2 protein-coding genes (1 of these 2 only partly in view) are annotated in these 16,672 nt (G+C 68.8%); both read right to left on the bottom strand.

Features of this window, described 5'->3' with window-relative positions; all coding sequences use genetic code 11:
- Positions 1-2,994: an MMPL/RND family transporter gene (locus tag AC3WTE_RS13385; protein WP_492438103.1), complete on the bottom strand. Its 2,994-nt coding sequence runs from the start codon at positions 2,992-2,994 to the stop codon at positions 1-3.
- Positions 2,991-16,672, bottom strand: the 3' end of a protein-coding gene (locus tag AC3WTE_RS13390; RefSeq protein WP_492438105.1) for a non-ribosomal peptide synthase/polyketide synthase. Its footprint extends 17,446 nt past the window's final position; the window shows 13,682 of its 31,128 coding nt (coding positions 17,447-31,128); its start codon lies beyond the right edge, outside the window; it ends in the stop codon at positions 2,991-2,993. Before AC3WTE_RS13390 ends, AC3WTE_RS13385 begins: the two co-directional genes overlap by 4 nt.

A 16,672-nucleotide genomic window follows, 5' to 3' on the forward strand; every position in this document is an offset into this window, starting at 1 on the left:
CTAGGCGTTCACGGTACTCACGGCGGGCGCCGGGCGCCGACTCGACCCGCTCTTGTACCTCGATGGCCACCAGTTGTACTTGCCGACCAGCACGGCGAGCGCCGGCACCGTGACGGTGCGGACGATCAGGGTGTCGATCAGCAAGCCGACGCCGATGATGAACCCGCCCTGCACCATGGAGCCGATGCTGCTGAACAGCATGGCGAACATCGGCGCGGCGAAAATCATTCCGGCAGAGGTGATCACACTGCCGGTGCTTCGGACGGTGCGGATGACGCCGGACCGGATGCCGTGTGGAGACTCGTCGCGGATCCGGGAGATCAGCAGCATGTTGTAGTCCGCGCCCACCGCCACCAGCACGATGAACGCCATGCCCGGTGTGCTCGCCGCCATCGGCTGGCCGCCGAGGATCTGCAGCACGATGACGCCGATGCCGAGCGACGACAGGCACGAAAGAATCACGGTGCCAACGAGATACAGCGGTGCGACGACGGCCCGCAGCAACAGCACCAGGATCAGGAAGACCACAACGACGGTCATCAGCACGATGTACCGCAGGTCTTTGTTGAAGTAGTCGCGCAGTTCCGCGTAGTACGGAGTCATGCCCGACATCGCGATCTTGGCGTCGGCCAGCGACGTATTGGCCTGCGCGCCTTGCGCTGCCGCGAGGATCGCCTTCACCTGGTCCATGGCCTTGGTGTCGTACGGGTTGAGCTTGGACTCGACGAGGTACCGCGCCGAATGCCCGTCCGGCGACATGAAAACCCGGGCCAGGTCCTTGAATTTGTCGTTGTCCAGGATTTCCGGCGAGATGTAGAAGCCCGCCGAGCCCGGCTCGGACGCGTGCAACTTCATCGCCAACAGGAACGCCGAGGCGTGCGACAGGCCTTCACCGAGCTGCTTGGTCTGGTCGTCCAGAACACGCAGCCCTTCGGCGATCTTCCGGCTGCCCTCGGCCAGTGCGTTGGCGCCCTCCTGCAAGGAGGCCATGTTCTGCTTCATCCCGCCCGCGCTACCGCTACCGCTGCCGCTGCCGTTGCCGCCAAGGGAGCGAAGGGCTTTGGCTGCCGCGTCCAACGACGGCTGCATCTTGTGCAGGCCGTCCGACAGCCGTTGCAGCTGGTCCCGCTGCCCCGCACAGTCGGGATCGGTGTCGCAGTTGGGGTTGTTCTTCCGCTGTTCCAGCAGGGCATCGGCCATCGCGACCATGTCCTGGAAGTTCTGACTGCCCGACCGGGGCGGGATGTTCGGCACATCACCGGAATTGCGCACGCTGTCCATCTGCCGCTGCGCGTCCTGGAATTCCTGAGAGCTCTCCAGCTGGTCTTTGATGCTCGCCATGCTCTTGTTCAGGCTGTCCATCACCCCCATGGTCTTGGTCAGCTGGGTACGCACGGTCGCGAGGCTGTCGGCGAGCTTGCCGGCCCCGCCGACCAGGGCCTGTCGCTGATCCACGCTGCCGTTGATCTTGTTGGTGGCCTCGGCGAGTTTGTCGCCGATCTCGCCGGCCTGGAAACTCAGCGTGGCCTGTTCCAGCGGGGCACCGGTGGGCCGGGTGACGCCGCGGACGGCCGCGATGTCGGGCAACTGCGCGACGCGCTGCGCCATCTGCTCGAGGTCGGCCAGACCCTTCGTCGTCCGCAGATCGTGCGGCGACTGGATGAAGAGGTATTGCGGGGCAGTCACACTCGCGGGGAAATGCCGCTCGATGGCCGCCATGCCGATGTTGCTCTCGGCCGTCGCCGGTAGCGCGGTGCGGGCGTCGTAGCTGGTGTGCAGCCAGGCCACCCCGGCCGCCAGGGCGATCAGCACCACCAGGCTGCCGACCAGGTGTCGCACCGGGTGGCGGACGATGTTGATCCCGGACCGGTGCCAGAAGCGGCTGGTCAATTCTTTCCGGGGCCTGGCCCAACCGCGCCGTCCGACGAGCGTCAGGATCGCCGGCAGCAGTGTGATCGACGACAGGAATGCGATCGCGATCGTGACGGCCAGCGCCGGGCCGGTCGTCGAAAAGACCTTGAGGCTGGTGAAACTCATGCCCAGGAATGTCACCGCGACGGTGGCGGCGGACGCCGCGATCACCTTGCCGATGGCGGTCAGCGCCCGTGCCACCGCGTCGTCGGAATCCAGTCCCTGCCTCAGATATTCGTGGTAGCGGCTGATCAGGAAGACGGCGTAGTCCACGCCGGCGCCGATCATCATGGCGCTCATGAAGACGACGGTCTGCTGCGAAATGGGCAGTCCCCACGTCGCCAGGGCTGCCACGCCCTGCGTCGCAGCGGCCTGCGACACGGTGATGGTCGCCAGCGGCACCAGGATGGTGACGATATTGCGGTACACCACAAAGAGAATCAGCAGCACCATGCCGATGGTGGCGGTCTCGATGACCCGGAGATCGCGCAACCCGAGTTGTTCGCGTTCGGCTACGGTCGCGGTCAGGCCCGTCATGTAGTACTTGAGCGTCGAGCCTGCGGTGTCTTGACCGACGGTGTGGTCGACGATGCCGACGACGCGCTTGTACGACTCGCTGGATTCCGGTGACCCGAGCTCACCGCGGATCCCGACCGGGATGAACCAGGCCTTGTTGTCCTTGCTGGCCAACACCTCTCGCATCGGCGGCTGGGAGATGAAGTCCTGGACCATCACGACGTCGGCAGTGTCGCGGTGCAGGCTGTCGACCAGGGTGCGGTAGACGTCTTCGTCGGCTTTGGTGAGGCCGTTCTCGTCGGTGAGAACCACCAACGCGATGTTCTGGATTCCGGGTTCGTGGAACGCCGCCGTCATGTCGCGCGTCGCGGCCATCACCGCCGAGTTGCTCGGCAGCAGTTCCTGGTTACGGTCGCTGGCCAGTTTCATCAGCGGTGGGACCGCTACCGACAACGCCACGACGAGTAGCAGCCAGGCGCCGATCACCGCCCACGGCCGGCGCAGCACCACCCGCGCCAGCAGCTCGAAGGCCCCGGCGAACACACCCTTGCCCGAACGAACTTTCACCGTGCCTCACCGCCCAGATGCCCGCCGTACGCGGCAAGCGCTTCGACAGTGAGCATCTCATGGTGCCCACACGCCACCGTGTGGACCGTGATGTCGCCGGCCACATGCGGGCGCCAGCTCTGGTCCAGGAAGGCACCGCGCTCGGCGTCGTCCCGGGCGGCCGCGACCACCACGACATCACCGTCGAACTGCCCGGCCTCGTGCCCGCGGTGCAGCGCGACGTTGATGTCGAAGTTGCGCACCAACAGGTCGGCCAGCCCGTCGTCGAGCATGCCGGTCAGCTGATCCCTGTCCACGGCCTGATTGGCGACGCGCAGGCTCGGCTCGGCGTCGAGCAGCACCAGCCGGTCGACGACGGCCCCGCGCCGCTGCAACTCGACGGCGACCGCATGCGCCACCACGCCACCGAACGACCAGCCCAGGAGGCGGTACGAGCCCGACGGCTGTGCACTCTGAATGCGGTCGGCGTACGTCGCAGCCATCTCGTTGATGGACTGCGGCGCATCCGGCTCGGCCTGCTGGATGCCGATGATCGGGCCGTCGACGTAGCCGCCGAGCACCTGGTACGGCCAACTGACGCCGCTGACCGCATGCAGGCAGAACAGTGGGACGCCCGTACCGGTCTTGAGAACCTGCACCGGCGCGATCTGCACCGCGGATGCGCCGTCCGTCGTCAGGCGCACACTGAGCTCCTGCACCGTCGGCGCCTCGAACACGGTCGAGACCGACAGCTCGGTCCCGAGCTCCGCGCGGACTGCAGCGACAAGGCGCATCGCCGAGATGCTGTCGCCGCCGAGGTCGAAGAACGACTCGTCGACCCCGACGCGTTCGATCCCCAGAACCGCGCCGTAGACCGCCGCCAGTGCGGCTTCGGTGGCTGTGCCCGGGGCGCGGTAGGTGCCGGCCCGGTACTCGGGCGCGGGCAGGGCGCGGACGTCGAGCTTGCCGTTGACCGTCATGGGCAGCTCCGGCACGACGACGATGGCAGCCGGGACGGCGTGCGCGGGCAGCACGTCGGCCAACCGGGTGCGTAGCTCCGCGGGATCGGCGGTGCCGGTGAGGTAGCCGACCAGACGCTTGTCGCCGGTACGGTCCTCGCGCGCGATCACGGCCGCCTGGTCCACGCCGTCGAGCGTCGCCAAAGCCGCTTGTACTTCACCGAGTTCGATGCGGAAGCCGCGAATCTTGACCTGCTCGTCGGCCCGGCCGACGTAATGCAGGCGACCGTCGGCGTCCCACCGCACCAGGTCCCCGGTCCGGTACATCCGCTCCCCCGCTGCCCGCAGCGGGCAGGCCACGAACCGGTCAGCGGTCAGCCCCGGGCGGCCGGCATAGCCGACGCTCACGCCATCGCCCGCGACGTACAGCTCACCGACGACGCCCTCCGGTACGGGGCGCAACCAGCCGTCCAGCACGAACAGTGCCGTACCGGGCACCGGTACGCCGATGGGCACCGAACCTTGTCCCACCGTGAGCGGGTCGGTCATCGCGGCATAGACCGTGGTCTCGGTGGGACCGTAGGCGTTGATCATGGTGTGCCCGCACGACGTCCACCGGTTGACCAGCTCGGCCGGGCAGGCCTCGCCGCCGACCAGCAACGCCAGCGGCGCCAGCTCCTCAGGGGTCAAAACCCCCGCGGCAGAGGGTGTTTGCGTGAGCACGTTGATGTGTTCGGCCACGAGTAGCCGCTGGAACTCGACCGGAGCGGCGGTGACCGCTTCCGGCACGATCACCAGCCGGCCGCCGTGCAACAGCGCACCCCAGATTTCCCACACCGAGAAGTCGAACGCGTACGAGTGGCACTGTGTCCACACCGGATCGGCCGGCAGGCCCGCGAGTGGAACGCCGAACTGCCGGGCGGCGTTGCGGTGCGCCACCGCAACGCCCTTGGGCATCCCGGTGGTCCCGGAGGTGTAGATCAGGTACGCGACGCTGTCGGGATCGGGCAGCGGAAGTCTTGTCGCGGGCTGGTTTTCGCCCGTGTTGTCGACGACGACCGGGCCGTCGAATCCGGCGAGCCGGTCCGCGAGGTCTGCTGTGGTGACCGCGACGGTCGGCGCCGCGTCGGACAGCACAAACGCCAGCCGCTCGCCCGGCAGTGCCGGATCGATCGGGAGGTAGGCCGCACCGGTCTTGAGGACTGCCAGGATCGTCACGACCGCCTCGACCGACCGCGGGAACACGAGTGCGACCGTGTGTCCTGGCGCGGCGCCGTGCTCGATCAGCAGGCGCGCCAACCGGTTCGAGGCCGCGTCGAGGTCACGATAGGTCAGCGAGCCGTCCGGTCCGGTCAGCGCGGTGGCCCCCGGAGTGCGGTCGGCCTGGACGGCGAAGAGCTCCGGGATCGACGCCGGTGCGACAGAACCGGCCACGGCCGCCCGGTTGCCCATCCGGTCCAACCGCGAGTGCTCTTCGGCAGCAAGAAGATCCAGCGACGACAGGCGCGCGGCGGGGGTGGCGGTCATCGCCACGAGCACCCGCTCGAACCGGCCGACCAGCGCGTCGATGGCTGCCGCGTCGAACACATCGGTGTCGTATTCGACGCGCAGGCCCAGTTCCTCGCCCGGCATGGCCTGCACCGTCAACGGGTAGTGGTTCTGCTCGTGGCTGCTGAACTCGGTGATGGTCAGTTCCCCGACGCCCCCTGATGCGGCGGCGCCCAAGGGATAGTTCTCGTACGCGAACAGCGTGTCGAAGAGCCTGTCCTGGCCCGTGATCCGGTGCATCTCGGACAATGCGAGGTGCTGGTGGTCGAGGGTCCGGTTGTGGGCACTCTGCATCTGGTCGAGCAGGTCCGTCGCAGTGGTCGCTGCGGTCGCGGTGGCCCGCACCGGCACAGTGTTGATCATCAGGCCCACCATCTCGTCCGCCCCGGCCACGTCGGTCGGGCGACCCGACACCGCGGTCCCGAACACCACGTCGTGCCGGCCGGTCAGCTGCATGAGCAGCTGGGCATAGGCGGCCTGCAGCACGACATTGACGGTGGTGTGGCTCGAGCGTGCCAGCTCGCCGACGGCGTGCGTCGTCTGCGCCGACAGCCCAACGGACTTCACGCCGCGGCCACCGGTGCCCGGTCGGGGCGCGACGAGGGTCGGGGTGTCGAATCCGGACAGCACCTCGGACCATGCGGCACGCGCCCCATCGAGGTCACGCTCGGCCAGCCACGTGACGAAGCGCCGGTACGGCACGGCGGCGGGCAGCCGGTACCCGTGATAGCCGGCGAAAATCTCCCGCAGCAGGATCGGCAGCGACCAGCCATCCATCACGACGTGGTGGTTGGTCAGCACCAGCCGGTGCCGGTGTTCGTCGATGCGGATCAACGTGACCCGGAATGCCGGTTGGTCGGCCAGCTCGCAGACCGCGGCGCGTTCCGCCGCACAGATGCGCTTGACCTCGGCATCCGTTCCGCCTACCGCGGTCAGATCGACGACCTGCCAGGAGATTTCCGGCGTCGTCGGGATGACCTGCACACCGAGTTCGGCGTGGAAGCGTGCCGCGAGATTCGGGTGCCGCTCGGCCACCATCTGCACGGCGTCGCGCAGTCGGCCCGGGTCGAGCGGGCCGGCCAGCGTCAGATCCAGCTGCACCGCATACAGGTCGGCGTCGGCCTCGGACTGCGCGGCGTGGAACAGCAGGCCCTGCTGCAGCGGGGTCACCGGCAGAATGTCGGCGATCGGCTGCCGGCACTGCAGCTCATCAATCTGCTTCTGGCTCAACGTGGCCGGTGCGATATCCGACGGGGTCAGACCGCCACCGCCCGCCCGGACCAGTGCGCAGATGCCGGTCAGCGCTTCGAACCACAACCGGCTGAGTCGTTCGACCTGCTCACCGTCGAGCGCTGACCGGGCCCATGTCCAGTTGGCGTGCAGCTGCGGACCGGCGTCGGTGTCGATAGTGCCCGCGTTGAGCTCGACGGTGTGCATCAGCGGCATCGGCACCGCGGTCGCCACCCCGGTGGTCTCGGCCGCGGCGGAGCCGTCCCGGCTGACCTGCCACAGCTCCTCGGACAATTCCGGTCCACCGCCGAGGCGCCCCAGATAGTTGAATCCGATTGCCGGGTCGGGTGTTTCGAGATCGACGTCGCCGTTCAGGTAGCGCAGTAGACCGTACGTGAGCCCTTCGGGCAGCGCCCGCAGTTGCTCCTTGACGTCCTTGATCACCGCACCCAGCGCCGCATCGCCGGACGCCACCAGTGCCCAAGGCAGCTCACCGGTGGTGACGGCCACGGGGTACTTGGTGGTGAACCAGCCGACGGTGCGCGACAAGTCGATGTTGTCGGCGATTTCGTCGTGCCGTCCGTGGCCCTCCACGTCGATGCCGATCGCGCCACCGCGGCCCGTGAATTCGGCCACCGCCAAGGCGAATCCGATCAGCAGGACGTCGTTGATGCCGGTATGGAACGCCGCCGGCGCCTCCCGCAGCAGCGTCTCCACGGTGTCGACGTCATCGAGCGTCACCGACAACTGCCCGGCGGTGGCGAAGGTGTCCCGCTCCGGCTGGACGGCCGGCAACAGCGCAGGCGTCGCCGCCACCTGTCGCCAGATGTCCGCCTGCGCGATGACCTCGGGGGCTGCGGCGTGCTCGGCAAGGACCTGAGCCCAACGCTGGAACGACGTGCCGCTCGCGGGTAGCTCGACCGGCTGCCCCGCGCGGGACTGCAACCACGCGACGTTCAAGTCTTCCAACAGGATTCGCCAGGACACGCCGTCCACGGCCAGGTGGTGGATGATCAGCACCAGCTGGCGGGCGGGCGCCACCCACAGAGCGCTGAGCATCACGCCGGCCGCCGGGTTCAACCGCGAACGTGCCGCGCGCACCGCGTCTTCGGTCAGTTCGTCAACGGTACGCAGGCGGTCCCTGGCGTCGACGGCGCCCGCGTCGGGCACCTGCATCGACCATTCGGTCCCATTTCCCGTCGCTTCGCTCGCCCCGCCGTCGACCTGGAGCCGCAGCATGGCGTGCCGGTCCAGCAAGGCCTGCAACAGCATTGCCACACTGGCCTCGGTGACGCCCGCCGGGGCCTGCACTACCATGGTCTGGTTGAACTGGCCCGTCGGGCCGTCCACGTTCGCCAGCCACCGCATGATCGGGGTGGCGGTAACCGGGCCGATGCCCTCGTCGATGACATCGGTTGCGTCACTGACGGTTCCGACCACCAAGGCCAGCCGGGCCACCGTCTGCTCGACGAAGACGTCACGCGGGCGGCACGTCAGCCCTGCCGCCCGGGCCCGGGCCACCACCTGCATCGACATGATGCTGTCGCCGCCCAGTTCGAAGAACGAATCGTCGACGCCGACCCGTTCGACCCCGAGCACATCGGCGAAGACCGCCGCCAGCGTCTCCTCGACCGGAGTAGCCGGAGCCCGGTACTGGTCGGCGCTGCCGTACGTGGGCGCCGGCAACGCGCGCCGGTCCAACTTGCCGTTGGGCGTCAGCGGCAGCGTCTCGATAGCCACCACCGCAGCCGGAACCATATACGCCGGAAGGTGTTTGGCCACCGCGGTACGGGCCGCGGCCGGGTCCGCGGTGCCGGTGATGTAGCCGACCAGCCGCTTGTCGCCGGGGCGGTCCTCGCGCACGATCACCGCGGCCTCCCGGACGCCGTCCAGACCGGCCAATGCCGTTTGCACATCGCCCAATTCGATGCGGTAGCCGCGAATCTTGACCTGTTCGTCAGCGCGGCCGAGGTACTGCAACTGGCCATCGGCGCCCCACCGGACGAGGTCGCCTGTGCGGTACATGCGTTGTCCCGGTGCGCCGAACGGGCACGCCACGAAGCGCGCAGCGGTCAGTCCACCGCGCCGCACGTACCCCGCCGCAACGCCCGACCCCGCCACGTACAGCTCACCGACCACGCCGAGCGGCACCGGCCGCAGCCGCTCGTCCAGGACGAATGCCGCCGCACCCGAAGCCGGGGTACCGATCGGCACGGCGGGTGATCCCGACTTCAGTGGTGCGCTCACCGCCGCGTAGATCGTGGCCTCGGTCGGGCCGTAGGCATTGATCATGACGCGGGCCGCCGCGATCGTGTCGGTCGCCCAGCGGTCGGCAAGTTCAGTCGGGCACGCCTCACCGGCCACCACCAGCGACGTCGACTCCAGGCCCGCCGGCGACAACATCAGTGCGGCAGAAGGTGTCTGCGTCAGCATCGTGACGCCTTCGGCCACCAGCAGCTCGTGCAGTTCCTCCGGCGATCGGGCCACCGTCTCGGACACCACGACCAGACGTCCGCCGTGCAGCAGCGCCCCGAAGATTTCCCATACCGACACGTCGAACGCCAGTGAGTGCCATTGGCTCCATACGCGTGCGGTAGGCAGTTGGTCTTTCAGTTGTCCCAGCAGTCCGACGACGTTCCGGTGTGTGATGGCCACGCCCTTGGGCACGCCAGTCGTACCGGAGGTGTAGATCAGGTAGGCGATGTCGCCCGCCTGCGGCGCCGGAGGCGTTGTGGTGGACTGGTTTTCGATGCCGGTGCCGGCCACATCGAGCACCGGGCCGCCGAATCCGGTCAACCGCTCGACCAGATCACCGGTGCTGACGGCAGCGACCGGCATGGCGTCGCCGAGCATGAAGTCGACACGCGCATCCGGTAGCGCCGGGTCGATCGGCAGGTACGCCGCGCCGGTTTTGAGGACCGCGAGGATCGAGACGATGGCCTCGGCCGACCGGTGGAACAGCAGGGCCACCGTCTGCCCCGGACCCGCGCCATGGCCGATCAAGCGGTGTGCCAACTGATTTGCCGCCGCATCCAGTTCCGCGTACGTCAGAGTCCGGCCCGCCCACGTGAGTGCCCCGGCATCCGGCGTGCGAGCGACCTGGGCGGCGAACAATTCGGGCAGCGACTCGCAGGTACCGACGGGCCCGGTCAACACCGCCCGGTGGCCGAGCTCGTCGAGGCGGGTCTGCTCGGCGTCATCGACCAGACTGACCGACGACAGCGACCGCTGCGGGTCGGCAGTCATCGCCGTCAGCAGCAGTTCCATCCGGTTGATGAGGGCCGCAACGGTTTCGGCGTCGAACACGTCGGTGCGGAACTCGACCTCGCCGCCGATGCCCGCGGATTGCCCTGTCTCGGTCCAGCGTTCGGACAGCGAGAATGTCAGGTCCATGCGGGCGGACTGGGTACCCAGGGGGATGGACGAGACCTCAACACCCTTCAACCCGGAACCGGCAGCCGGATCGGTCAGACCGGTGAAGTTCTGCCACGACAGCATGACCTGCACCAGCGGGTGGTGGGTGAGGCTACGGGCGGGGTTGAGCCGTTCCACCAGCACCTCGAACGGCACGTCCTGGTGCTCGAAGGCCTCGAGGCTGCGGGTCCGGACCTGGTTCAGCAGCTCGGCGAACGACGGATCACCGGTCAGGTCGGCGCGCAGCACCAAGGTGTTGACGAAGAAGCCGACCAGGTCGTCGAGCGCCGGATCGCGTCGTCCGGCAATCGGGAAGCCCACGGCGACATCGGCATTCGCACTGACTTTCGCGAGCAGCGTCAGCAGCGCGGCCTGCACCACCATGAAGGTCGTCGCATTGTGCTCGCGGGCCAGCCGGGCCACCTGCTCCTGCAACTCGGCCGGCCACTGCACGGGCACGGTCGCGCCGGCCATATCGGCGACCAGCGGGTAGGGCCGGTCGGTCGGCAGCTGCACGCGTTCGGGCAGCCCGGCCAGCGCGTCCTCCCAGTACGCCAGTTGAGCGGCCACCCGGCTCGAACTGTCGTCCAGCCGGCCGAATTGGGCGCGCTGCCACAGCGTGTAGTCGATGTACTGCACCGGCAACGGCGCCCAGTCCGGCGCCTGACCGGCACACCGATTGGCATAGGCCACGCCCAGATCGGCGACCAGTGGTCGCAGCGACCAACCGTCTGCGGCAATGTGGTGCACAACGGCCACCAGGACATGCTCGTCATCGGCGACGCGGAACAGTCGCGCCCGCAGCGGGATATCGGTGGCGAGGTCGAATGTGCCACGTGCGGCCACTTCGAGGGCGTCCTGCAGTCGGCTCCCCGACCACCCGGTCGCATCGATGACGTCCCAGCCGAAATCTGCTTGTGCCACGGGAAGCACCACCTGCTGCGGCATGCCGTCCGGTGCGACGAGCAGCGTGCGCAGGATCTCGTGCCGACCGACCACATCGGCCAGCGCCGCACCGAGGGCCTCGACGTCCAGGCTCCCGACCAGTCGCAGGGCCGTGGCCATGTTGTAGACCGGTGAGGGTCCCTGTACCTGGTCGACAAGCCACAACCGGTTCTGCGCGAATGACAACGGCACCACGTCGGGACGCTCCGCCACGGTCAGAGGTCGCAGGCCACGCTCGCCCGCGGCGATCCGCGGCGCCAGCTGGGCAACGGTGGGCGCCTCGAACACGGCGCGCACCGGAAGGTCTACGTCCAGTGCGGAATTGATCGCCGCGACCAGTCGCATCGTCGACAGCGAGTCGCCGCCGAGGTCGAAGAACGAGTCCTCGACACCGACCCGCTCGACCCCGAGCACCTGCGCGAAGACGCCGGCCAGGATCTCCTCGGTCAGGCTGCCCGGTGCCCTGTACACGCCGGCAACGTATTCCGGCTCCGGCAGCGCCCGGGTATCGAGCTTGCCGTTGACGGTGACAGGCAGCTCGTCGAGGCCCACAACCGCTGCCGGGACCATGTAGCCCGGCAGGCGCTGCGCCAGCGCCGCGCGCACTTCGGCCGGATCCGCAGACCCGACGACGTATCCCACCAGGCGCTTGCCGCCGGTCTGGTCCTCACGGGTGATCACCACAGCCTGTTCGACACCGTCGACGGTCGCCAGCGCCGAACGCACTTCACCCAATTCGATGCGGTGGCCGCGGATCTTGACCTGTTCGTCGGCGCGCCCGAGGTAGCGCAGCTGCCCGTCAGGGCCCCAGCTCGCCAGGTCACCGGTGCGGTACATCCGCGTTCCCGGCGCACCGAACGGGCACGCCATGAAACGTGTTGCGGTCAAGGCTGATCGGCCCCAGTAGCCGACCCCGACGCCGCGGCCGGCCACATACAGTTCGCCGATGGCACCGGGCCGCACAGGCCGCAGCCAGTCGTCGAGCACGAACAGCGCCGCACCCGGGACCGGCGAACCGATCGGTGGCGCACCGGCACCCACTGCCAGCGGCGTGCTCTTGGACACCCACATGGTCGTCTCTGTCGGGCCGTAGACGTTGAGCATCACGCGCCCCGGCGCCCATCGATCGACCAACTCCGGCGGGCACGCCTCGGCGCCGATCAGCAGCGCCATCGACTCCAGGCCCTCCGGCGACAACACGCTCACCGCGGACGGCGTCTGCGCCAGCACCGTGACGCCCTCGCGAACGAGCAAGGCGTGGAACTCATCTGCCGAGCGGACCACCGCATCGGGCACCACCACCAGGCGCCCGCCGTGCAGCAGCGCGGCCCAGATTTCCCACACCGAGAAGTCGAACGAGTAGGAGTGGAACTGGGTCCAGACCTGCCCGGGCGCCAACGGCACCCCGATGTCGAGGCCGGCGAACAGCTGTGTCACGTTGCGGTGGGTGACCGCGACACCCTTGGGCAGCCCGGTGGTGCCGGACGTGTAGATGATGTGGGCGATGTCGTCGGGGTGTGGCCCGAGAAGTGCTGTCGCGAAGCCATTTCGGCGGTGGGCCACGTCCACGACGTCCAGCACCGGCACGCCCAGTCCCGATATCTCGCCGGCCAGGTCCGAGGTCGTGAGCACCGCCACCGGTGCCGCGTCGGCGAGCATGAACTCGATGCGTTCCGTGGGCAGCGCCGGATCGATCGGCAGGTACGCCGCCCCGGTCTTGAGCACCGCCAGAATCGCCATGACGGCGTCGGCCGAACGCGGGAACACCAGCGCCACAGCCCGTCCCGGGCCGGCGCCCTCGGCTGCCAGCGCATGCGCCAACCGGCCAGAGGCTTCGTCCAGTTCGCGATAGGTCCACGACGACGCCTGGTAGGTCAGCGCCACCGCATCGGGCGTCCGCGTCACCTGGCCGGCGAAAAGACCCGGAACCGTTTCCCCGGCAACGGATTCCGCCAGGGCGGCCCGGCCACTCCACTGATCCACGGTGATCTGCTCGCCGGGCTCGAGGGCATCGATCCCTGACAGTGGCCGTCCCGGATCGGTGGTCATGGCGGCCAGCACTGTCTGCAGCCGCTCGATCATCGCCGCGATATCGGCCGCACCGAACACCGTGGTGTCGTACTCGGCGCGGATCGTCAGTTCACGGCCCGGCTGCGCCTGCACGGTCAGTGGATAGTGCGTGGATTCATGGGTCGCGACATCGGTGATCGCCAGCTCGGCGTCGCTCGACAGCGCCGCGGTGTCGACGGGGTAGTTCTCGAACGCGAACAGGGTGTCGAACAGCTGGTCCTGGCCGGTGATGCGATGAATCTCATTGAGCGCCAAGTGCTGGTGGTCCAGCGTGGCGTTGTAGCCGCCCTGCAGCTGATCGAGCAGCTCGGCCGCTGTCGTCGTCGCGGTGAGGTGGGCGCGGACCGGCACGGTGTTGATGAACAGGCCGACCATGGATTCGACACCCGAGACCTCCGCGGGCCTGCCGGAGACCGTGGTGCCGAACACCACGTCATGGCTGCCGGTCAGCCAGCACAGCAGCTGGGCGTACGCCGCCTGCAGCACGGTGTTGACCGTGGTGTGCCGCGCGCGCGCCAATTCGTGCACCGCCGTAGCGAGTTCGGCGGGCAACGTCACCGTCTCGACGCGCCGCGGCCCCGACTCGGTGCGGCCGGTGGGTCCGACCAGCGTGGGCGTGTCGATGCCGCGGAGCACTTCGCCCCAGGCCGCTGTCGCCGCGTCGTGGTCCCGGTCCACCAGCCAGCTCACGTAGTTGCGGTACGGCGTCGCCGAGGGCAGCCGGTGGCCGTGATAGCCCGCGAAGATCTCCGCCAGGAGGATCGGCATCGACCAGCCGTCGAGCACGATGTGGTGGTTCGTCAGCACGAACCGGTACCGACCGGGTGCGACCCGGATCAGGGCGGCACGGAACACCGGGCCGGTGGTGAGGTCGCACACGGCGGCGCGCTCGGCGGCACAGATGTCTGTGAGCCCGGCTTCGCCGTCGAGTTCCAGGTAACGCCAAGCGGTTACGGGATCGGACGGGATGACCTGTACGGGCTGGCCGAACCGCGGGTGGAAGTTCGCCACCAGATGCGGGTGCCGGGCGACCACGGCACGCACCGCGTCGTGCAGCCGGTCGACGTCGAGCTGCCCACTGATCCCGATGTCCAGCTGCCCGGCATAGAGGCCGTCACTGCCCTGCGCCGTGGCGGCATGAAAGAGCAAGCCCTCTTGCACGGGGGTGAGCGGCAGCACGTCCGCAACGCCGTGATGCTGCGCCAACTCGTCGAGCTGCTGCTGGCTCAGGCGAGCCGGCGCAATGTCGGACGGCGTGAGTCCGCCCCCACCGCCGCAGACGTGGGCACAAATGCCGGACAGCGCCTCGAACCACAGCCGGCTCAACCGGGTCACCTGTTCCCGGTCGAGTGCCGACGGCGCCCAGGTCCAATTTGCCTGCAGCCGTGGGCCGTCCGCAGTGTCCACGGCACCGGCGCCCAGTTCCAGCGTGTGCATCAGCGGCATGGGAATCGCCATGGCCCCCGTTGTCACCGCAGTGGACGAATCCCCGACTCGCCAGAGGTCCTCGGTGAGTTCGGCGGTACCGCCTTGGCGCCCAAGGTAGTTGAATCCGATGGCCGGATCCGGCCCGGCCACCATCGCATCGGTACTCAGGTACCGCAGCAGTCCGTACGTCAGCGGGTGCGGTAGCGCGCGGAGCTGCTCCTTGGCGTCCTTGACGACAGCCCCCAGCGCCGCGTCACCGGCGGTCACCTGCGCCCACGTGATGTCACCGAGAGCGATCGACACCGGGGACTTGGTGGTGAACCAGCCGACCGTCCGGGTCAGGTCCACACCGGAGCCGAGTTCTTCGTGGCGCCCATGCCCCTCGACGTCGATCCCCATCGGCCTGCCGTACGCACCGGCGAACTCCGCCAGCGCCAACGCGAATCCGATCACCAGAATGTCGTTGATGCCGGTATGGAAGGCGGCCGGGACGGCGCCCAGCAGCGTCGCAGTGGTATCGGCGTCCAGCTCGGCGGCCAGGTGCCCCGCAGCGGCAAACGTGTCGGCAGCGGGCTGCACCGCGGGCAACAGGGTCGCAGCCTGCTCGACGCGCTGCCATGTGACCTCGTGCTCGACGACGTCCGCGTCCCGCGCGTGCTCAGCGAGCAGTTCCGCCCAGCGCCGGAACGACGTACCGCCCGACGGCAGCACGATGGGCTGTCCGGCCTGGTGCTGCATCCATGCGATATTCAAGTCTTCCAACAGGATTCGCCACGACACCGCATCCACGGCCAGGTGGTGGATGATCACCGCGAGTTGCCGGGTATCCGACACCCACAGCGCGCTGAGCATCACCCCGGCAGCAGGGTCCAGGTGCGCGCGGGCCGCCGCCAGCGCGTCGTCGGACCAGGTGTCTGAGGTGTGCAGGCAGCGGTGGGCAGCCACGGTGCCGGGCTCCGCGGTAGCCAGCGCCCAGCCGCCATGACCGTCTTCCTCGACGCGCATCCGCAGGGTCGCATGGCGATCCAGCAAGGCCTGCAACAAGATTGCCGCGTCGGCCGCAGAGGCGTTGGCGGGAGCCTGCACCAGGACCGTCTGGTTGAACTGGTCGGTGGGGCCGTCGACGCCGCGCAGCCATTCGATGATCGGGGTGGCCGGCAGCGGACCGACGCCCGAATCGGCTTCGCCGCCTGAATTCTCGCTGACCCCGACCACCCGGGCCAGCCGGGCGACGGTCTGCTCGACGAACAGGTCCTTGGTCCGGCAGGTCAGACCCGCCGCCCGCGCTCGCGTGACCACCTGCATCGACGAAATGCTGTCGCCGCCGAGGTCGAAGAACGAGTCGTCGACACCGACGCGCTCGACGCCGAGCACGGCGGCGTAGATGCTGGCGAGAATCTCCTCGATCGCATTGGCCGGTGCGCGGTAGTCACCGGCGGCGTACTCCGGTGCCGGCAGTGCGCGGACGTCGAGCTTGCCGTTGGCCGTCAACGGCAGTTCCGGCACCACGAGGACCGCGGCGGGAATCATGTACGCCGGCAATCGATCTGCCAGCGCGGCGCGGATCGCCGCCGGATCGGCCGATCCGGTGACATAGCCGACCAGGCGCTTGTCCCCCGGCCGGTCTTCGCGGGCAATCACGGCGGCCTGGTCCACCCCGCAGAGGTCGGCCAAAGCTCCTTGGATGTCGCCCAATTCGATGCGGTAGCCGCGAATCTTGACCTGGTCGTCGGCCCGGCCGAGATAGTCCAGCTGCCCGTCGGCGCGCCACCGCACCAGGTCCCCGGTGCGGTACATGCGGGCGCCGGGCCCACCGAACGGGCAGGCCACGAAGCGCGAGGCGGTCAGCCCACCGCGGCGCAGATATCCGGCGGCGACGCCGCCACCGGCGAGGTAGAGCTCACCGATGACACCGATCGGGACCGGCCGTAGGTGGCTGTCCAGCACGAAGGTCGAGCCGCCCGGCACCGGCGAACCGATCGGCACCGTCGGCTGTCCGGGCGTCAGTGGCGCGCTGATCGCGGCATAGATCGTGGCTTCCGTCGGGCCGTAGGCGTTGATCATGACGCGGCCGGATCCCCAGCGGTCGACCAATTCGGTGGGGC

The organism is Mycobacterium sp. FW102-FHT13B02 (assembly GCF_058790275.1).